Here is a 20,919-nt window from a genome sequence, read left to right as displayed (position 1 = left end):
ACTATTGATAGTTAATAACTGATACAAGATATCGGAATAAATTTATTTTAGCGATGTTGGGTAGACTGTCTAACAAATGATAATTACGCTATTAAAGCTGACTTAACTCCACTTGCAAAGCATCAAGCTCTACTTGTTTGCTCTCATTTGGACGGACACTTAGCTGCTTTTCTAGCTTTTTAATTTTACTACGAAGCTTCGCTGCGGCAATGGTGTTTTTTGCCTGCGCTTCGCTAATATTCAACGATTGACTAGCGGCATTGTTCAGTTTTGCTTCGACCATGCTAACCACAGGTCTGCTATTGCTACTATCAGCCAGCTGCTCGGTGACGCGTCTTAAATGAGTATGATAACGCTGTCTTAAATCTTCTTGCTCTGTAGTACGTTCAGAGCTAGAAAGCTCCCGTTCAATAGTGACCAAATCGATGCAGTCGACTGGGCAAGGTGCAATACAAAGCTCGCAGCCCGTGCATAAATCCGTAAAGATAGTATGCATGTGCTTACCAGTACCGACAATAGCATCGACTGGACAGGCGGGGATACATTTGGTACAGCCGATACAGTCATCTTCACGGATAACAGCACGTACCTCGGTCGGACGTTCAGAGGTAGCATCTATTGGCCACTGAGAAGGCGCAGCGCTCAGTATCACTTCATGACTACCAATATCGATAATTTGAGCGATGGCATTGGTAACGGGTTGACCACCGGGTACACATTTATTGTATGGTTCATTCTCTAGCACGATAGCAGCGGCATAGGGCAAGCAGCCGTCTGGGTGCTCGCAAAGCCCACATTGTGTTTGCGGTAGACAAGCATCAATATGTGAGATTTTCGTTTGTATGTCCGCAGGTAAGCGCTCTATATCCAAAGTGTCGAACAAGATTGGCAAATTGGTGAGACGGATGTGGGTGCTATTTTTACTAGTGGTGCTTTGCATATGCTTTAAAACCTTCATATCAGTGCTAAGCGCTTAGCGCTGACATTAGAATAATAGGATAATAACGATATTGGTAAATGCTGAATGCTGCATTGATATTATAGATTAAAGTGATAGACCTTGCTCATTGGCAATTTGTGCAATCAGCTCGTAAGCAATGCTACCTTTTGAAGGTATTTTGGGCAAATTTGATAGATCAAAAAAATCCGCATGCGATAGCTCATCTTCTTGAATGATAAGTTCACCACCTGCATAAGAAGCTCGAAAGCCTAGCATTAAATTAGAGGGAAACGGCCATGGCTGACTGCTGACGTACCGAATATCTGATAGGCTGATATTCACCTCTTCTGCCACTTCACGCACAACCGCGTGTTCTAAACTTTCACCCACTTCTACAAAACCTGCAATCAAACCATACTGTAACGCTTGTGAAGGGGTTTTTTGCTGTCCATAACGATGATGATGGGCTAGCAAAATCTGCATTTCACCAGTTTGCGGATTCGGTCGAGTGATAGCCGTGATGACACAGGGTTGTACACGTGGGTATTGGCGCAATCGGCATACTGGACAGACCATGGCACGCTCATCTCGTTTGGCATGAATGGTTCGGGCAGCGCAGCGACTACAAAACTGCGTATCTGTTTGCCAGCGCAATAACTGTATTGCTTGGCTAAGCTGATCGGACAAAGCCACGGGCAACTGAGTAATCAGCTGGCGGTAAGGAACAAAAGCATTGCCGCTGCCCTCAGCGATGATAGGCAATGCAATATGATGTGCAATTGCATAGTCATAAGTAATGGCGCTAGCCGCTTGCGCAGTAAAGGTGTGGGCAGTGTTAATCAAGCCGTCGTCACTTTCTAGAGTGTCGGCATACTTCAGAGCATCTACACTCGCGTTAGTAGGATTAATATCAGACGACCAGTGACGCGGTGCTAGGCTTTCGAGTAGCGTGACATGACCAACTTGATAAGCAAGCTGGGTCTCCTCGTCTGAATTTGTAGCGGACGGTGGTAATTCAAGCTGCACCGGCCACCATCCATTAGGTAGCTGGCGGCATAAAACAGTGTCATCACTAAATATAAAAGCACTGGTCATAGATAAAATTCCAAACCGATTAAGGTAAGTACGCATCAGTGTTGATACAGACTTCTTTAAATTGAAGTATATAAATAAGTATTTGTGGCAGCAGAGCAGCGACCACAAATATATCGTTTTACTGCTTAAGTAAGATAGAAATTAGGCTGCGAGTAGATGACTCAAGCTCTGCTGCCCTACATCTAGCGCTTGTTTGCTGACCGGACGATTATGCTCAAAACCATCTAGATGATGATCGACGGCCATAATGACGTCAGCGATACAAGCGAGCGTACTGTCTTCAATACGTTGTCCACCTTCGATACGCTGCTGAAGATAATTGGCCAATTGACTGAGCATGCTTGCAGGTGTTGGTAGCTGTAAGAAGCGCACAGCCCCTGCCACTTGGCGCATCATCTCAGGTATGTTCTGGATATTGAGCATATCGCGCTCTGGCTCAGCCAAATAATCGTTAATGGCTTGTTCTGCACTGGCAATAGCGGAACGACTTTCTTGTATCAAAGTATCGTTAGCTGTATTGAGCTGATGTAAAGAGATATGCGGGTTATTCAGGGGCAAATAGATTGCCCCTGGTGTGTGCATTTCTGCCATTGCAATGGTGGCGTTTTCCGCATGCATCAATGCCAGCAGCAAGTGATCAAAATCGTCAGGCGAGGGCGTTTGCCAATGACTAACAGCTTCTGCTGCTACGCTGAGACTATTGGCTGCATCTGATAAACCAAGCAAGCGTAACGCTGATCTCAATTCTGTTAGCTCTTCGATAATCTGTGCCGTTTGCATATCGACAGGATTTAATGAATCACCGCGTGCGTAGCTATCCACATTTTCTTTGATCGTATTAATTTGGGTCTGAATGATGGTGTTCAGCGTATCGGTCAGTGCTCGATTAGGACCGAATAAGAAACGCTTCATTTGCTCAAGTTGTGCGCTTTCCAAGTGGTTGCTGGCGTATTGCTCACGCAGTCGTTGCGCCGCATCACTGTCACGCTGGCAAGCAAAACTGACCAAATCCGCAAACCGTTTGTCCATCACAGGCAAGTAGCTTTGGAATTGCTGCTCTAAATAAATTAGTGTGTGTTTTTGACTCAGATTTAGCGGTAATATCGTGGCAATGTCCGTGACAGCTGCGGTGGCCGCTTGCCAAAATAGACTGCTGGTGTTTGATGCTATCAAAGCACACGCTGCACTCATGGCATCAAGTTTTTGCTGATCGTCTGGGCTAACGTTGCCATCTTGATTGAGCAGAGCGACTCCAAGACCACTACGATAAGCATAAGTTAGTAGTTCAGTGTCTAGGTTAAGCTCGTCAAGTGGTTGGAAGTTTTGTTCAGGGTTGGCAATGATGACACTACTGCTACCAAAAGCTGCAAAATAGTCTGCTGTGATAGGGGTTTCTTGCCTGTGAGCATTGAGTTTATTAATAACAGGCAGTAACAAGGTTGGCTCTACCGACTCTGTCAAAAGTACAAACTCGATATAGCGATCCAGTGTCATAATGGCTTCTGATAAGTCCATAATCAAGCTGGTATCGTTATTATCACCATTATCATAGAGGCGCTGTAAACCATTGACAATAGCGGTATTCAAAGCCTCTGCACCAACCAAAGATATCAGCTCAAAGATGCAAGACAGCTGCTTTAGCACAGTGATAGAATCTAATAATAAAGGGGCTTGACTATTATCATCATTAAATTCACTCAGATGAATCTCAGTATCTTTTAAGGTTACGATGATCTCATCATGCAACAAATGTAGCGATGGTAGATTGAAATCAGTAACACTAAGCGTTGGGGCCGTTAACTTCATTTGCGCAGACTGGTTCATAGGTGTTTTTCCATAATGTACTGATGAGAATGGCGATGGTTTAAATGATGATCGAAAAAGCACTTGCTGGTAACGTTTTAACGCTTAATATAACAATAATCAAGCCTATATTATACAAATGATATTGCTCAAAGATTGATATCATCAGCTTATACGGCGACTACATATTGGCTTTTAGCTCAGGATACGCTTCTGCGAGCGCGGCATACCACTCTTTATTGCTATTTTCATCCATAGATGACTCTATCAATAAAGACGCTAAATTGGCAAAACTGGCGTTTGCTGTCTGCCCACCATCTGTTTGCGTGTCTTCTTCGATGGCGAGTGTAACCTGTCCACCTGTCATCGCCAGATAAACTTCTGCTAAAATCTCTGAATCAAGTAAGGCGCCATGAAAAGTACGATCTTGCTTTCCCACATTTAGGCGACGTACTAAAGCGTCTAGGGTGTTTTTTTGCCCAGGATATTGCTGCTTTGCCATGACCAGCGAGTCAGTCACTTGTACGCGCTCAGCAAAGTCGTTCATACCAACTTTGGCAAACTCCATGTTTAAGAAGTTCATATCAAAGGTGGCGTTATGAGCGATGATTTCTGCGCCGTCCATAAAATCATAGAGCGACTGAGCAACTTGATCAAAGGTAGGCTTGTCGGTCAAAAATGCCTCAGAAATACCATGGATACGAATGACTTCATCATCCATGCCGCGCTGTGGATTGATATAAACGTGGAGCTTTTCACCCGTAAATTTACGTCCGATCATCTCCACGATACCGACTTCGATAATACGGTCGCCTTTTAACGGATCAAGACCTGTGGTTTCAGTATCCATAATGAGCTGGCGATCAGACTCATGACGATGGATAGGTTTGGGTAGCAGCGGTATGAAATACGGATTGGCACGGCTGGTGTCGCCGTCAAATTTTGTTGTATTAGCTTCTTCTATGCCAGTAACGGTAGCGGGCACATGATCATTTATCGTCGCATCAGTCATAGACGTTTGGGTTTCCGGCATCTCTATTTTACTCATTGGTTTGCTAGCATTATGCTGATAGCGATCGGCTTCTGTTACAGCATCTTTACTCATCATATCATCGGCAGGGTTTGTATCGTTATCAGTGTCTATGACATCTTCGTCAAGCTCATCATCTGTCATATCCAGACCCAGTGGATCGAAACTTAGCCAGTCATCGTGAGCAGCATTTTGCGCTGTATTAGGCATTATTTGCCCTTTTTTTTTAGCTGTGTCTTGCGGCTCTATGCTCGATAATTCTTCACTGCTGGACGTCACGCCCAAGTTTGCCAGCTCGTCCGCTTTTTCATTGCCTGCATGTCCTGCGTGACCTTTTACCCAATGCCAGTCAACATCGCGCTGCTGGCATAGCTTGTCTAATTGCTGCCAAAGGTCTTGATTGGCGACGGGTTTTTTACTTGCCGTTTTCCAGCCTCTTTTTTTCCAACCCTCTATCCATTCGGTGATGCCTTTTTTGACATAGCTTGAGTCTGTCCAAATCTCGAGGTTGTGCTCATGCGGGCTATGGGTCAATGCTTGTATCGCGCCCATCAACTCCATGCGATTATTGGTCGTCTCTTTATCACCGCCGTACAAATCTTGTGTACGGCCATCACTAAAAATGAGGTGTGCGCCCCAGCCACCAGCGCCTGGATTGCCTTTACAGGCACCATCCGTATAGGCCACGGTGGTGTTTGACTTGGCGGCCAACGGATTCATCGCGTTACTGGTGTTGAATGGCTGCGCTGAGGTGCGATTGTCTGACATAAAAAATTATTGACCTAAAAATTGATAAACATAGGGAGGGTTGGAGGGATTTTGCTAGCGTTGTTTTTACACCAGCGCTTCCGTTATATTTTGGGAATGAGTATAACAAATCTATCGTTGATGTGGGCAATCGTAATGCACAAAGTCGCCAAAAGCACAGATCATAATAGTAACCTTGCTATTTTCTGTTAAAATGAGCTGTGTTGCGACACACAGTATCAAACAGTATTGACTACGCAGCAGAAAAAAACAGTGGTTTTCAGGCGTCAATTAGTAGCGCAAATCATTCGACAGTGCTAATAGTTGATGAAAACATGCCCTTAGTTGATGAAAACATGCCCTAGAAAATCACGTTAATATTAAGATTGTCGTCATCACTGTTTAAAGATAGTTTTTTTAAAGACAATTTTCATAAAAGTTTAATGCATGAATGCAGGATAACCCTATTATGTCCTTACGCTCAAACATTTTTTATAAAAGGCTGATGTGCTTACCAGTCGGCATAGCGGTGAGCAGCGCACTATTTTTAAGTGCTTGCAACGATAGCAACATTCAAGCTGATACTGGAATGGTCGAAGCGGCGACAGACTTATCGGTTTTTGAAGGTTGTTACACGGTTAGTCATGACGAGCCTGCCCAAATAAAAATCAGTCAACAGGATGGCTCGTGGGTGATGCAGATGAAAGAGCCGGCAAGTGCGAAGCGCGTTTGGGATGACGCTGAGCCGCTAGAAGTGATTGAAAATAGCGACATTCCGCAGTTTTTCTCTATTGACCCTGACAATGTCGATGCGGTCATTGGGCGTCCTGATCGAGTGCTAGTACTGGCTCATGTGAAGCCTGCCTATGCCAATATCGATCCACTCTTAGATAGTGAATACTTATCCTATATTTATCGCGGTGCCAATACCATCTATCGTGTCGAGTGTGATGATGTTAATACCGATATTTTAGCCAATCCACATGCTAATATTGTGATTGATAATGTTAATGAGAGCCTTTAAGCAAGCACGGCTCATAAACAGAATTTATGATCGATAGTGTTATTTTAAACAGTGTTTTGCTATAAACCATATGTCATTAGAGTTAAGCAATATGAATTTTTTTAGTTACGTGGTATTGGGCGGATTTTCTTATGCGGCTGGTTGGGCAATCAGAACCTATGTACTTGATAAGAAGCCTGAACCTAAGCAGACTTATAATTTAAAGCATCCTGCAATTTTGGCGTACTTAGGCGGTTTCTTTATTATTATGCTGATTGTTTCGTGGCTGATTGGTCGCTATGCGCTTGGGCATGCTGCTATCGATTTGCCGTTTATTATTATCAATAGCCTCGTTGCAACCTTTGTCTATTCGTTCGGTCTCAATCCAGAAAAAGCGCGTTATGATGTTCCAGATTAACTCACATAAATAATTGCTATTAATGAATAAAAAAGCCACGGCTGATACATTGATTGTCAGTCGTGGTTTTTTATAACGATTATTTTTTATAATGATCATTTCAGGATGATAGCTTGTACAAAGTTACCTGTTTTTCTTTAAGTCAGTAGCGGTTTGTTTTTTCTTCCAAGTTTGATATTTTTGCAAATCTTTTTCGACCAACTTCAAGCAAAAGGTGAGGACTAGCGCATCGTCAATATGACCGATAAAGGGTATGAAATCTGGAATGATATCGATTGGGTTGAGAGTATAGAGCAGTCCAACCACACCTGCTGAAATGGTCTTGTAAGGAATATCGCGATAGTTTCCTTGATAATAGTCTTTAATCAAGCTCATGAATAGCATCAAATCTTTGGCAAAACGCTCAAGATGGCTACTGTCTTTTAGCTTTTCTTGCAGTTTTTCTTCTTCGTTGATGAGGTACTCTAAATCAGTATCCAATATGTCCTCTTTTTTCTGTTTATCAGTCGTTTTCTCAGCCATTATTATTATCCTTATTTAACCGAAATCGGTATTCTCATACTACAACAAAGTCGCGGAATGTGCCAATAGGGCTAGGTTTTTGGTATGTCTCATGGCTAGCATGGCGAAAAATTAAATAGTGGCAAGGGTTGGGCAACTATCATAGCCAAAAAAGCGTTTACAATATGCTGCTGTGTGGTTTAAGCAAGTAGACTGCAAAAATAAATATGATGCAAAAGTATATCAAAATAAAAATGATAAGGTGGCAGAGAGAGATGGTTTTCAAGAGTCAGTTATTAACAGATGATAGAAACAACAATGAGCATACAGCGATTGAAGCGGCAGCCGGCTTGAATCGTCGGCAGTTTTTACGTCGAGTAGGTCTCAGCGCAGGGGCAGGGTTATTAATAACCCAAAATATGACTCAGTCGCTGGCCTCCGATGCCATTGAGAAAAATCATAGTATGCAACTTACCAAGGATGATCTGCCAACCGCGTTATTGGATGAGCGTTCATCATCACAGCCGTCACTCACGCAAACACGCTGTATTACGCCAACGATTGAGACGCGGCTGTTTGCCAGCTCCAATGTTGGGGGTAGCGATGACCGCAATCAATTGGCATTGGAGCGTATGGCCTGTGCGGGTTTTAACGTCAATAATCCTACGATTACCAATCGGCAGTATCTGCGTTTTGCTGGTACGGATTCGCAGCGAGCGAGTGACCTGCAAAACCTCGCTACTGGTGCAATAGCCGCCCCAAAATTGTTACTCGGCGTGCGCGGCGGCTATGGTGCAATGCGCATATTACCGATGATTGATTGGTTGACGCTAGGACGTATTATGCAGGAGCGCGGCACGATACTGGCGGGCTTTAGTGATGTGACTGCTATTCAGTGTGCGCTATTGGCAGAAGGTGATATGAGTTCGCTTGCAGCACCGATGCTCTATAGTGAATTTGGAAAAACTGTCCCTGATCAAGTCAGCTGTCGACAGTTTGTTGAAGCACTAACCAATCCCAATCTGGTTATTGATATATCAGATGCGTCTTTAACCAGTCCCAATTTACCCAGTATTCTAACAAGTGCTGAGCCCAAAGCAATAACGGGCACGATTTGGGGTGGTAATCTAAGCGTGGTGTCAGCGCTGGCAGGTAGTGAGTATTTGCCGCGCATGGATGGCGGTATTGTATTCTTAGAAGACGTGGGTGAGCAACCTTATCGTATCGAGCGCATGTTATATGATTTGTATTTGGCTGGTGCGTTTAAAGGTCAGCAAGCGATTGTATTTGGGGCATTGTCAGGTGCAGGTGAGGACAGTTATGACAAGCGTTATGATGTGGATACGGTGATTCGTCAATTGCATCAGCTGACAAGATTACCGATTTATAGCGGCATGCGTTTTGGTCATATTGGACAAAAACACAGCTTTCCACTAGGCACAAAGTGTCAAATTAGTTCCAATACAGCTGGTGGCTATCAGTTGGCATTTAGCGATTACCCAACCATCAAGGCTGATGCTATCCAAGTAGAAGGGTTATGGCAAACTGCTTAAACGTTAAACATTAAGCACTAATCTCTAACTACTATGCATTGCCATGACTAAATCGCTAACCGCGAAAACTTATCCTGATACTCTTTGGGGGTTAGCTCTGTTGCACGTTTGAATAGGCGTGTGAACGATGAAATATCATCATAGCCCACTTGTTCGGCAAGCGATTTTATGGTCACATTGCCTAACTCTAGTAGGCGTTTTGCCTGCTCAATTCTGACTGCTTGAATATACTCAATCGGGCGCATAGCAACAGCAGACTGAAAGCGTCTGTTTAATGTCCGCGGGGTGATATTGACCATGGCAGCCAACCCACTCACCTGAATAGTCTGATAAAAATTTTCTTCAATGAACTCTTGTACCTGCTTGACCAATTGGTCTGAATGCGGTTTGTGCAACGTTACGTTGGTATAGCTGTTTTGATTGCCTCGTTTACTATCGATGATTTGGGTTTTGGCTACTTGAGTAGAAATCTCACGTCCGCAGTAACGCTCTATTAATAACAATCCCAAATCATAAAATGCACTACCGCCCGCCGCACAAAATATATTACCCGACTGGCTATCTGACTTGCTCCTTGAGTGAGTGACAAACTGGTCTTCTTGTAAATCAACGAGCGGAAAATCCGCTTTGAATTTACTGGCGTAACCCCAGTGCGTGGTGGCGATTCTATTATCTAATAATCCTGCTTTTGCCAAAAAGAAAGCACCGCTACAGTTGCTGGCTATATCTGACTTGGTGTCTGCCAACCGCGTTAGATGGGGTATCAAATCTGCATTTTGGCTCAGTGCCTTATCAATTGAATCACCAATCGTCGGAATCAATAGCAAGTCGCACTCGGCCACGTCCTGAATATCGCAGTGCGCTTGCATGATTAAGCGGTTGCTACATCTGATATCTACGCCACCAACGCTTGCTATCTGCACATTGAACCGTGGCTCTACTGGCTCATCTAAAAATCGCTGCCAACTGACACCCGTAAATGAAAACAAATCTAACGCACCTGTCAATGCGCTACCGAGCACACCATCGAATCCGATAATGATGACTTTAAAGGGTTTGAAATAAGGCATAGATGTTTATTTCCCTTTCGCTGTGGCTGACCAAAATTTAATTTTCTAACCAAAAGTATCGATTTTTTATCTGAATTCTCGAAATATAAACGCTATTTATGTCGTATTTGACCATAATTATGTCATAAATGACAATACGGTAAGGCGTTAAATTAGATTAATATCGATTGATAACCAAATTTAATCAGTTAACGAGAATACTATGGCAGCAGATACGCTAATCAATGACTTTGAGTTACCGTTCCAATTATATGATGTATTGGGCACTGAAAATTTAACCGAGCATGCTAAGTTTGCAGAGCATAGCCGCGAAACGTTTGACGCAGTATTGGATACGGCCAATAAAATTGCGACCCAATTGTTTTTGCCGCATAACCATGTAGCAGACAAGAACGAGCCACAGTTCGATGGCAAAAAAGTCAGCATGATAAGTGATGTAAAAGTCGCTTTTGATGCGTTTCGTGAGTCAGGATTTATCGCTGGTCGTTATAGTTTTGAAGACGGCGGTATGCAGTTACCTGAAACAGTGATGACAGCCGTGGCAGGTTATTTTATGGCTGCCAATCCATCAACGATTGCCTATCCATTTTTGACCACTGCTGCAATCAACGTCATCTCGCATTTTGCCAGTGATGAGATTAAAGCCGCCTTTATGCCGCGCATGCTGACAGGTGAGTTCACCGGAACCATGGCATTAACAGAGCCACATGCAGGTTCCTCACTTGCTGACATCAAAACCACTGCAGTAAAACAAGATGATGGCTCATACCGCGTCAAAGGCAGCAAGATTTATATCTCAGGCGGCGATCACGAACTGTCTGACAATATCGTCCATCTCGTATTGGCCAAAGTGCCAGGTGGTCCAGGTGGGGTCAAAGGTATCTCTTTATTCGCCGTGCCTAAGTATCGCTTAAACGAGGATGCATCGGTGGGCGAGCGCAATGACGTACATTTAACAGGACTCATTCATAAACTAGGCTATAGAGGCACAACGTCGACGGCTCTGAGCTTCGGTGACGAAGGCGCATGCCATGGTTATCTGATCGGTGAAGAGCATTTTGGCCTGCGCTATATGTTCAAAATGATGAATGAGGCGCGTATCGCTGTTGGTTTTGGTGCAGCGATGATTGGCTATCGTGGCTATCAGTATTCGCTAGATTACGCCAAAGACAGAACGCAAGGCAGAATCGCCCCGAACAACAAGCCTGAAGATGCGGCAACTGCCATCATCAATCATGGTGACGTAAAGCGCATGCTACTGGCGCAAAAAACGTACTCTGAAGGCGGCATTTCATTATGTCTATATGGCTCAAACCTGATTGACCGTATCAACACTTGTGAAGACAAAACTTTAAAAAATGAGCTAACAGAATTATTAGACCTGCTCACGCCAGTATTAAAAGCATGGCCATCTGAGTATGGGCCAAAAGCCAATGATTTGGGTATCCAAGTATTGGGCGGTGCAGGCTATACGCGTGAGTATCAGGCTGAGCAGTTCTGGCGTGACAATCGCCTAAATCCTATTCATGAAGGCACGAATGGCGTGCAGGCATTGGATTTGTCATTTCGTAAGTTGTGGCAAAAAGGTGGGTTAGGCATCCAAATCCTCAAACGTGAAATCACAAAAGATCTAGAAAATATCACTACAACTGAGAGCGCCCAACTTGCAGGTAAGCTGATGCCTTACATGGGTCATCTACATGAAGTGTTGGTGCATCTCAGCAAAGTGCTACAAACCGAAGAAGCAGTCACGTTGACGGGCAACGCGCAAGCACTGATGAATATTTTTGCTTCAATTGTGTTGAGCTGGATTTGGATTCGTCAAGCAAGTAAGGCTGAGCAGCTATTAAGCACCACACAAGATACTGAGCAACAGAACTTCTACAAAGGAAAGATACAAGCGGCTAAATATTTTATCGATTGGGAACTACCATTAGTTAAACGAGACATCGAATTATTAACCAACACCAACTCGGTTTGCACTGATATGCAAACAGAATGGTTCTAAGGACAACTCTAAGGAAAGAGACATGACGAAAATGAATAAACAGTGGCGATTAAAAGCAAGACCAGTAGGCGAGCCTAGTGCCGAGACTTGGGATTATACCGAGACAGAAATCCCGACGATCACCGATGGTCAGCTACTGATTAAGGTTGAATATATCTCTATCGATCCGGCGATGCGTGGTTGGTTGAACGATGCCAAATCTTATATCGCGCCGGTTCAGATTGGTGATGTTATGCGCGCCGGCACTGTGGGCGAAGTGATTGAAAGCAAGCATGAGAAGTTTGCGGTTGGTGACTATGTCGCAGGTCACGATGGCGTGCAGTCTTATGCCGTCAGTGATGGTGCTAATCTGTATAAAGTTGATCCAAAACTGGCACCATTGTCTTATTACTTGGGCGTGCTCGGTATGCCAGGGATGACAGGATATTTTGGTCTGCTAAAAACAGGTCAGCCAAAAGCGGGTGAGACCGTGGTCGTCTCTGGTGCAGCTGGTGCTGTTGGTAGCTTGGTTGGTCAAATTGCCAAAATCAAAGGCTGCCGTGTTGTCGGTATCGCGGGCGGCGCTGAGAAATGTAAATTCTTAGTCGATGAGCTTGGGTTCGATGCGACGATTGACTATAAAAACGGAGATGTGAAAAAAGCACTAAAGAAAACCTGCCCAGATGGTGTTGATGTGTATTTTGACAACGTAGGCGGTGATATCTTGAATGACGTGCTCACACAAATAAATCTGCATGCGCGTATCGTTATTTGCGGTGCGATTAGTCAGTATAACAACACCACAGAAGTCAAAGGCCCATCGAACTATTTATCATTACTGGTCAATCGTGCCCGTATGGAAGGTATCGTGGTATTCGATAATATCAAGGAATATCCAGTCGCCATGAAAGATATCGCTGGCTGGATTCAGTCAGGTGATATGAAAGTGAAAGACCATATTATTGAAGGTATTGAGACATTCCCTGATACTCTGATGATGCTTTTTAACGGTGAAAACTTCGGGAAACTAGTACTTAAGGTAGAGGGATAGATCATGACACTGAATACAAATGGAATTGCATCAGATGTAGCTAGCAATGTGGCTGGCAAACGAATTTTAATCACGGGCGGTGCCTCGGGTATCGGCGCAGCAAGCGCATTATTGTTAGCCAGTCGCGGCGCAAAAGTGGTGATTGGTGATATGGCAGAAGAGATGGGTGCTGCGGTTGCCAAGCAAGGTCAAGACGCTGGTAACAGTGTCGTCTTCAAAAAAGTAGACGTGACCAGCGGTGATGAAGTACGTGCGTTGTTCGACTTCGCAGTAGAAACGCTTGGCGGTCTAGATGTGGTGGTAAACAATGCTGGTATCGACCATAAGCCCTCGCCAATGCATGAGCTAAGCGATGATGATTTTGATCGTAATATCGCTGTTAACTTAAAAGGTGTATGGCACTGTATGCGTGCCGCCGTCAACTGTATGCTGCCTAATGGTGGTGGTCATGTGATTAACGTCGCATCTATCGCAGGTCTACGTTCAGCGCCTATGCTCTCAGCCTATAGTGCGGCTAAACATGGAGTGATGGGTTTGACCAAATCTGCTGCACATGAGTATGCTCGTGCCAATATTCGTTTTAACGCGGTCTGCCCAAGTTTTATCGATACCCCTATGGTACGCAATACCATGGCGACCATGGACGAGCGTACGCAGCAAGCAACGATTAAGGCCAGTCCAATGCGCCGTTTGGGAGACGTTAACGAAGTGTCTGCCGCAATTGCATGGCTGGCAAGCGATGAGAGCAGCTTTATGAACGGTCATGCCTTTACCTTAGATGGTGGTATGCTAGCGTAACTACGACTGTTGAGCGCTCATTATTCAATTCGTTGGTGCTCGATAATCGCTGTTAGATATGACAGCGATTATCTGCGTTTAGTTATCCAGTTTTAGACATATGTTTTGGATAGATGAATTCAGCGCTCAAGAATGATTGAAAATATAAATTTTATAAAAATATAAGGAATCATGATGAAAGATTTATTTGATTTAACTGGTAAGGTTGCTTTGGTTACTGGCGCTAGCCGCGGTATTGGCGAATCTATTGCCCGTCTATTGGCATCAAGAGGCGCGCACGTTATCGTCTCTAGCCGTAAGATTGATGCTTGCCAAGCAGTCGCCGATAGCATCATCGCAGATGGTCACAAAGCTAGTGCCTTTGCTTGCCACGTGGGCGAGATGGCGCAGATTGATGCGATTTTTGAGCATATCAAAAGCGAGTTTGGCCAAATTGATATCTTAGTCAATAACGCCGCAGCCAACCCTTACTATGGCCATATCTTGGATACGGACTTAGCCGCTTTTGACAAAACGGTTGAAGTAAACATTCGTGGTTACTTCTTTGTGTCGACGGCAGCTGGCAAAATGATGAAAGAACAAGGTGGCGGCGTCATCTTGAATACCGCGTCGGTCAACGGCTTAGTAGCGGGCGACAAGCAAGGCATCTACTCAATCACTAAGGCTGCGGTTATTAGTATGACCAAAGCCTTCGCTAAAGAGTGTGGCCCATTGAATATTCGTGTCAATGCGCTATTGCCAGGCTTGACTGATACCAAGTTTGCCTCAGCCTTGACGACCAATGATAAAGTCTTAAAAATGGCACTACACTCGATTCCGCTAGGACGTGTTGCGAATCCTGACGAGATGGCTGGCACGGTATTATATCTAGTATCTGATGCATCAAGTTATACTACGGGCGCGACTATCGTTGTCGATGGTGGTATGTTGGCTTAGTTAGCCGGTCAGAAGACTTAGAATACAAGTTAAAAAACAATTTACTATTAAGAACTGCATGAGATTTATTTCCATGCAGTTTTTTTTGATTTTATATTTGAGCGAGTGTCTAAATACGCTTAGTGTCATTGCATCGATAGATTATTAATTTAAAGTAAAAATAGGCTGTGTAATGGCATAATAAAGGTACTAACAGCTACTTGAATAATATAGGAATCAAGCATGGATTCAGTGACCAATCATAAAATAAATATAATCTCTCAAAATAAAACATGGCTATTCGTGCCAGCGACTCGCATCGATAGAATAGCCAAAGCTTTTGCCAGTGGTGCAGATGCGGTTATTGTTGACTTAGAAGATGCCGTTGCGTCAGAAGATAAAGCAGACGCCCGCAAAGCATTGCAACAATATCACAACAGTACAGGTTATCAGCCGATTTGGGTGCGTATCAATAAGGCAGGTAGCGAAGAATTTTTCAAAGATATAGTGCTCTGTCAAAAAATGCCAAATTTAGCTGGCGTGTTACTAGCTAAAGCTGAGCAAGTCGCCGACATAGAGAGTGTACATCAGCTTATCAATTTACCTGTGATTGCACTGATTGAGAGTGCTGTTGGATTATATCAAGTCGATAATATGGCAAAAGCAGTCGGATTGGCCGCGTTTAGTTATGGTTTTTTAGATCTGTGTAATGATTTGCACGTGCAAGTAGGTACGCCTGCTGCTGATATCGTCGCCAACCAAATTCGTTATCAATTAATCCTGACGTCAAAAGTGCACCAACTGTCGCCACCGATTGATACTGTTTATCCTGACTTTAATGATGAGATAGGGCTAAACGCACGAGTGCAATTATGGTCACAGATGGGTATGTCAGGAATGCTATGTATTCATCCCAAACAAGTAGCTGTCGTCCAGCAGGCATTACGCCCGACAGACGCAGCATTGTCGTTTGCTCAGCGTGTGGTCGAAGAGTATGAGCGCAGTGGACAGGCAGTGTTTGAGATAGATGGTCAAATGGTAGATGCGCCAGTGATTGCGCGCTGTCGCCAGCTATTAGATTAGTTATTGACGAAGTAGCAGGGAAGCAAATAATGGTTTATTATTCATCATACTTATTTATGATTTAAAAAGAGCTCTATGATTTTTATTAGTAATACCATTAGCCTGAATGACAGTGAAGTAGATATTAGCGCCATACGCGCGCAAGGGGCAGGTGGGCAAAACGTCAATAAAGTCTCATCTGCGATTCATCTGCGTTTTGATATCCATACCTCAAGCTTAAGTGATGAGCACAAACAGCGTTTATTGGACAGTAAAGACAGCCGAATTACCAAAGAAGGCGTGTTTGTGCTTAAAGCGCAGCAGTTTCGCACGCAAGAGCGCAATAAAATAGATGCGATTGAGCGACTGCAAAGCTTTATCACAAAAGCCACTCATGTCAATAAAACCAGACGGCCCACTAAACCTAGCAGAAATGCCAAACGCAAACGAGTGGATCAAAAAACTCAGCGCGGTAAGACCAAAGCCTTACGTGGTAAGGTGGATTTTTAGATGGGCTACTTATTTTCTATTTTTAAATGAAACAAACAGCAAAATGCCAGCCCATCTAAGTGGCTGGCATTTTTTATAGGCTTATTTAATACTAGATTTTTAGCTATCCAAGCCTTTTGCTTAATTCAGGAAAGCGCTTTATCATAAACAGCATCAATATCAGCGCCACACTTGCGATAGCCGCGCCGACATAGCCCACGCTCGATATGGATATATGCGTTACTGCATAACCACCAAACAGCGCACCTGCGCCAATGCCTAAGTTAATAATCCCTGAGAACATTGACATCAGCATGTCTTGGGCTGTGACATCAACCATGATGACTTTGGCTTGCATAGAGATAATCAGCAGCATCAGCGCGGCGCCCCACAGTAATGCAATGAAACTCAGTGCCCAGATGGAGGTCACGGCAAACAATAGCACCAGCATAGATAGCAGCATTAATATGATCGATATCAGCATCAATCTGGTATTAAAACGATCGCCCCAGCGGCTGAATATCACACTGCCGGCAATCCCTGCTACTCCAAATAATAGCAGCACAATAGTCGCGGCGTTTTCACTGATTGCGCCAACATGACGCATGAAAGGTTCGATATACGAGTAAGCCGTATAGTGCGCGGTAAAGACCAGTAAAATGAGTAGATACAAACAGACCAATAAGGGGTTTCTAAGCAATTCTGGAATCTTTCTAAAAGAGCCTTCAAACATACTTGGTAGCGTTGGCAATAGCCTTGCTTGCAAGAGAAACACGATAAAAGCAATCACCCCAATACCGCCAAAGGTTGCACGCCAGCCGAACCATTGACCGACCAAGCGCCCTAATGGCACGCCAAGTACCATCGCCAATGAAGTACCAGTTGCAAGCACGCTAAGCGCTAATGCTTTTTTGCCCTCCGGTGCTACGCGTATCGCAATCGCTGCGGTGATTGACCAAAATATCGCATGCGATAGCGCAATACCAACACGGCTAATCAGCAATACATCAAAGCTCCATGCAAATACTGATAGTACATGACTGGCAATAAAAACCACAAACAAGCCCAAGAGTAAGCTTTTACGCTCAAAACGACTGGTAAGCAGCATTAAGGGCAATGACATGGCTGCGACAATCCACGCATACAGCGTCAACATCCAGCCAGTCTCAGCCGTGGTGATAGAAAAGTCTTGGGCGATGTCGCTTAATAGGGCAACGGGGACAAATTCGGTGGTATTCATAATAAAGGCGCTGACGCCCATCAAAAATACTTGGAAATACTGAGTTCGGCGAGCGTTTGAGCTCACCTCAAGGTTATGTTTCATATGATCCAATACAAATAAAGAAGGCGCTAATAGTAAAAATTAGCTTAAAAATAATTCATTAACTTAAGAATAATGGCGGAAATAGGTCGTAATGATATAGGTCGTAATGATATAGGTCGTAATGATGAAGAGAAGGAGGGCAAGATAGCAAATCAGTTGCGGTATGTCAGAGTCTATCATCAGACCCTACTATTTTATCAGGAATCGACCGTTTTTTTGTAGGAGAGTCTTTAAAACTGACGACTGAATAATTAAGTGGACTGTTAAATTCATGCTTAGGTAAATCCGATGATGACATCAGTGTCAGTTACATAGTGCTTATAGTGAGGTATCGCTATTTACGCTTGAATATAGGTATGATGACGCCATAGGCTAGGAATGCCTGATAACGTGATTTTAAATAATCATTGATATTTTACTAGGGCGTGTCTTCATTTCAAAAATGGCGATAAAAATGAGATAAATTGCCGTCAAACAAGAAAAATAGCGTAGATAATATCGGGATATTAACAAGCTATTTGACGATGTTTGGCAAGAGTTAGCCATTTTTAGCCCATTTAGATGACTATCGAGTGCATTGAGGACACGCCCTAATATGGAATAAAAGAAAAGCAATCTATGAAAACAGACACCAATAAACCATTAGCCTTTAGACGATACCCTTCAACGACGGCGCTGCAATGTTTTGAGACCGCTGCTCGTCATTTGAGTTTTACCAATGCCGCGCAAGAGATGCACATGACCCAAAGCGCCATCAGTAAGCAAGTGGCACAGTTGGAGGAGATGCTAAACCTGTCTTTGTTTTATCGGACGCCGCACCGGATTTCATTGACTCCTGCTGGTAAAGTGTATTATCTTGAAGTGTTAGAGATTTTAAAACATATCGAGGTGGCGACCACCAATTTGATGTCGCATAGCAGTAATACCGAGCTGCTAAAAATCGTCTCACATCCGACATTTTGTGCCCGTTGGTTGATTCCAGCACTCAGTGGCTTTAGTCAAAAATATCCGCTTATTAACTTGGATATTAAAGAGCTGGCGGGGCCATTTTTTTCTGAAGACCAAAATGTCGATATTGCTTTTTTGTATGGCGATGGCATGTGGAGCAATATGGAGGCCATAAAACTGTTCGATGAATACTGCGTTGCGGTCTGTCAGCCGCAGTATTTGCGAGATAAAACACTGAGTACTGAGTGTATAAATGACTATGTGTTATTGCAAATAAGCTCGCGCTTAAGTGCGTGGTATGAGTACTTTAAGCAACAAGATATCAGCGTCGATGGCACTTTTGTAGGTCCACGTTTTGAGACTTTCCATGCTTGCATTTCTGCCGCCTTACTGGGCTATGGTATAGCCTTAGTGCCGTTACGTTTGGTTGAGCCCGAGCTACAATCAGGCGCTTTAGTGCTGGCGTGGGATTATGCGGCAAAGGGTCGCGGCAGCTATTATGTGACTTATCCTGTTGCTTCAGGGCAATCGCATAAGGTCAAAGCGGTTTTAGAATGGATTACGGCTTATTTAGCAATCTCAGATGAGCGTGAAAAGGCGTTAGGGTTGGTTTTATAATGTCCTGCTGTTTTTTTCGATAATCTAAAGTGTTTTTTATAGCACTGGTCTTGTTTTTTTTATCCTGCAAAGTTGTTTGCTGTGAAAATTTAACAAGCTAAAAAAACTGCCTTAATACGCAGTTTTTTTTGTTTTTAAAGGATTCGTTTAGGGAGCTAATTTACTGGCAATGACAAAAAGGAATGCCACCACAACTATTATTCGTTTGCTGCCGGAATGATGTTTTGTTGAAATGAGTCTAACTCAAGGAAGAGATAGAGATTCATCATGGACAAGCTTTATAACGTGACCGATGCCTTTACGATGGTGCATCCGCTCACGCTCGTCAAAGGCAAAAATGCCAGAGTTTGGGACGACAATGACCGCAGCTATATCGATTTTGTCGGCGGTATCGGCGTTTTAAACTTTGGTCATTGCCATCCTCACATCGTTGACGCCATCATTCAGCAAGCCCAGGCGCTGATTCACTATGCCTACAATGCGGCAGCGCATCAGCCGTATCAAAGCTTTATGCCGCGATTGTGTGAGCTTGTGCCTATTAGCGGCGATCTGGCAGGGATGCTCACCAACTGCGGCGCAGAAGCAACCGAAAACGCTATAAAGATAGCACGCATGAAGACGGGTCGCACAGGCGTCATTGCGTTTGATGGTGGCTTTCATGGGCGCACACTGGCTGCGGTCAATCTCAATGGTAAGGTCGCGCCTTATAAGCGCGGGCTTGGTGCATTAGGGAGCGGCGTTTATCACATACCTTTCCCCAGCCCCGATAACAATATCAGCGACGAGCAAGCGATTGATGCGCTCCAGCGTTTATTTATGGTAGAAACCGATATCGATAATATCGGTGCCATCATCGTCGAACCTGTACAAGGGGAAGGCGGTTTTCAATTGATGTCGCCCACCTTTGCGCAATATCTACGTAAGTTTTGTGATGAGCATGGCATGTTACTTATCATGGACGAAATCCAATCCGGTTATGGTCGTACGGGCACGCCGTTTGCTTTTACCCATTTAGGGATTGAGCCTGACCTTATTTTACTTGGCAAAAGTATCGCGGGCGGCTTGCCATTAGGCGCAGTCATCGGCAAGGCTAGTGTGGTCAATGGTTTGCCTAAAGGCAGTTTGGGCGGCACTTATTCGGGCAATCCAGTTGCTTGCGCCGCTGCCAATGCCACGCTTGACATCATGCAAGCCGATGACGTCTGGCAGTCAGCCAAGCATTATGCCCAGACAATTGAGATGACCATCAGCCAATGGCAACAAGAAGGTATCTCGCCTTGGTTATTTGGACTTACCGGTATCGGTGCCATGCGTGGTATCGAGCTGCGTCATCCTGAGCATGATGTGCATCCGAGTGTGATGGCGCAAGTATTAGTGCAAGCACGCAAGCGTGGATTGCTGCTGATGCCAAGTGGGCAATATCGCCATATCATTCGGTTATTGCCGCCACTAACCATAGAACCTGACACCCTAAAAGAAGGGTTAGCTATTCTAAAAGAGGTGCTTATCGCGCTTCCTGATGGATTGCCTGCCGCTTAATGTTTAGGAGTGCTTAGGATAGATAGCG

18 protein-coding genes are annotated in these 20,919 nt (G+C 44.2%); 11 read left to right on the top strand and 7 right to left on the bottom strand.

Going from position 1 to position 20,919, the window contains the following annotated elements; all coding sequences use genetic code 11:
- Nucleotides 1–91: 91 nt before the first annotated feature.
- From C8D84_RS06120 to dnaQ, 4 genes are all read right to left on the bottom strand, one after another.
- Nucleotides 92–940 (bottom strand): RnfABCDGE type electron transport complex subunit B, encoded by an 849-nt coding sequence (locus C8D84_RS06120; RefSeq protein ID WP_109590799.1) that lies wholly within the window; start codon nt 938–940, stop codon nt 92–94.
- A 105-nt stretch (nt 941–1,045) separates the two neighbouring features.
- Nucleotides 1,046–2,035 (bottom strand): NAD(+) diphosphatase, encoded by a 990-nt coding sequence (gene nudC, locus C8D84_RS06115; protein ID WP_109590797.1) that lies wholly within the window; start codon nt 2,033–2,035, stop codon nt 1,046–1,048.
- 141 nt (nt 2,036–2,176) lie between these two features.
- Nucleotides 2,177–3,859, bottom strand: a complete 1,683-nt coding sequence (locus tag C8D84_RS06110) for a hypothetical protein (RefSeq protein ID WP_109590795.1) — start codon at nt 3,857–3,859, stop codon at nt 2,177–2,179.
- Nucleotides 3,860–4,019: 160 nt separating this feature from the next.
- Nucleotides 4,020–5,636, bottom strand: coding sequence for a DNA polymerase III subunit epsilon (gene dnaQ / locus C8D84_RS06105; RefSeq protein WP_109590793.1), 1,617 nt, complete (start codon nt 5,634–5,636; stop codon nt 4,020–4,022).
- A gap of 448 nt (nt 5,637–6,084) precedes the next feature.
- On the opposite strand from dnaQ, the gene C8D84_RS06100 reads away from it, so the two are divergent.
- Nucleotides 6,085–6,639, top strand: coding sequence for a hypothetical protein (locus C8D84_RS06100; RefSeq protein ID WP_109590791.1), 555 nt, complete (start codon nt 6,085–6,087; stop codon nt 6,637–6,639).
- A gap of 91 nt (nt 6,640–6,730) precedes the next feature.
- Nucleotides 6,731–7,036, top strand: a complete 306-nt coding sequence (locus C8D84_RS06095; protein ID WP_109590789.1) for a hypothetical protein — start codon at nt 6,731–6,733, stop codon at nt 7,034–7,036.
- A gap of 123 nt (nt 7,037–7,159) precedes the next feature.
- On the opposite strand, the gene C8D84_RS06090 is transcribed toward C8D84_RS06095, so the two are convergent.
- Nucleotides 7,160–7,558 (bottom strand): YkvA family protein, encoded by a 399-nt coding sequence (locus C8D84_RS06090; protein ID WP_087813781.1) that lies wholly within the window; start codon nt 7,556–7,558, stop codon nt 7,160–7,162.
- Nucleotides 7,559–7,812: 254 nt separating this feature from the next.
- Between C8D84_RS06090 and C8D84_RS06085 the strand changes: the two genes are divergently transcribed.
- Nucleotides 7,813–9,090, top strand: coding sequence for an LD-carboxypeptidase (locus tag C8D84_RS06085; protein ID WP_109590787.1), 1,278 nt, complete (start codon nt 7,813–7,815; stop codon nt 9,088–9,090).
- Nucleotides 9,091–9,137: 47 nt separating this feature from the next.
- Here C8D84_RS06085 and C8D84_RS06080 read toward each other — a convergent pair whose 3' ends face one another.
- Nucleotides 9,138–10,160, bottom strand: coding sequence for a GlxA family transcriptional regulator (locus C8D84_RS06080; RefSeq protein WP_087813783.1), 1,023 nt, complete (start codon nt 10,158–10,160; stop codon nt 9,138–9,140).
- A 202-nt stretch (nt 10,161–10,362) separates the two neighbouring features.
- Between C8D84_RS06080 and C8D84_RS06075 the strand changes: the two genes are divergently transcribed.
- The 6 genes from C8D84_RS06075 (at nt 10,363) to arfB (ending at nt 16,483) form a co-directional block, all read left to right on the top strand.
- Nucleotides 10,363–12,168, top strand: a complete 1,806-nt coding sequence (locus C8D84_RS06075; protein ID WP_087813784.1) for an acyl-CoA dehydrogenase — start codon at nt 10,363–10,365, stop codon at nt 12,166–12,168.
- Between the two features lie 22 nt (nt 12,169–12,190).
- Entirely contained in the window at nt 12,191–13,198 is a 1,008-nt protein-coding gene (locus tag C8D84_RS06070) for an NADP-dependent oxidoreductase (RefSeq protein WP_087813785.1), read from the top strand.
- A gap of 3 nt (nt 13,199–13,201) precedes the next feature.
- Nucleotides 13,202–13,996, top strand: coding sequence for an SDR family NAD(P)-dependent oxidoreductase (locus tag C8D84_RS06065; protein WP_087813786.1), 795 nt, complete (start codon nt 13,202–13,204; stop codon nt 13,994–13,996).
- A 171-nt stretch (nt 13,997–14,167) separates the two neighbouring features.
- Nucleotides 14,168–14,932, top strand: a complete 765-nt coding sequence (locus C8D84_RS06060) for an SDR family oxidoreductase (RefSeq protein WP_228244498.1) — start codon at nt 14,168–14,170, stop codon at nt 14,930–14,932.
- A gap of 222 nt (nt 14,933–15,154) precedes the next feature.
- Nucleotides 15,155–15,994, top strand: coding sequence for an HpcH/HpaI aldolase/citrate lyase family protein (locus tag C8D84_RS06055; protein WP_087813788.1), 840 nt, complete (start codon nt 15,155–15,157; stop codon nt 15,992–15,994).
- A 75-nt stretch (nt 15,995–16,069) separates the two neighbouring features.
- Complete coding sequence (gene arfB, locus C8D84_RS06050; protein WP_087813789.1) at nt 16,070–16,483, top strand: alternative ribosome rescue aminoacyl-tRNA hydrolase ArfB; 414 nt, start codon at nt 16,070–16,072, stop codon at nt 16,481–16,483.
- Between the two features lie 103 nt (nt 16,484–16,586).
- On the opposite strand, the gene C8D84_RS06045 is transcribed toward arfB, so the two are convergent.
- Entirely contained in the window at nt 16,587–17,786 is a 1,200-nt protein-coding gene (locus tag C8D84_RS06045) for a sugar transporter (protein ID WP_087813790.1), read from the bottom strand.
- 618 nt (nt 17,787–18,404) lie between these two features.
- On the opposite strand from C8D84_RS06045, the gene C8D84_RS06040 reads away from it, so the two are divergent.
- Both C8D84_RS06040 and C8D84_RS06035 read left to right on the top strand, forming a co-directional pair.
- Complete coding sequence (locus C8D84_RS06040) at nt 18,405–19,352, top strand: LysR substrate-binding domain-containing protein (RefSeq protein ID WP_087813791.1); 948 nt, start codon at nt 18,405–18,407, stop codon at nt 19,350–19,352.
- A gap of 267 nt (nt 19,353–19,619) precedes the next feature.
- The gene (locus C8D84_RS06035; protein ID WP_087813792.1) at nt 19,620–20,891 is read left to right on the top strand and encodes a 2-aminoadipate transaminase; all 1,272 of its coding nucleotides are present in this window, start codon (nt 19,620–19,622) and stop codon (nt 20,889–20,891) included.
- Nucleotides 20,892–20,919: the final 28 nt, after the last annotated feature.

It is taken from the genome of Psychrobacter immobilis (assembly GCF_003148585.1).
GTDB lineage: Bacteria > Pseudomonadota > Gammaproteobacteria > Pseudomonadales > Moraxellaceae > Psychrobacter > Psychrobacter immobilis.
The sequence above is the reverse complement of the archived record's forward strand: the minus strand, read 5'-3'. Positions and strand labels throughout refer to the sequence as shown.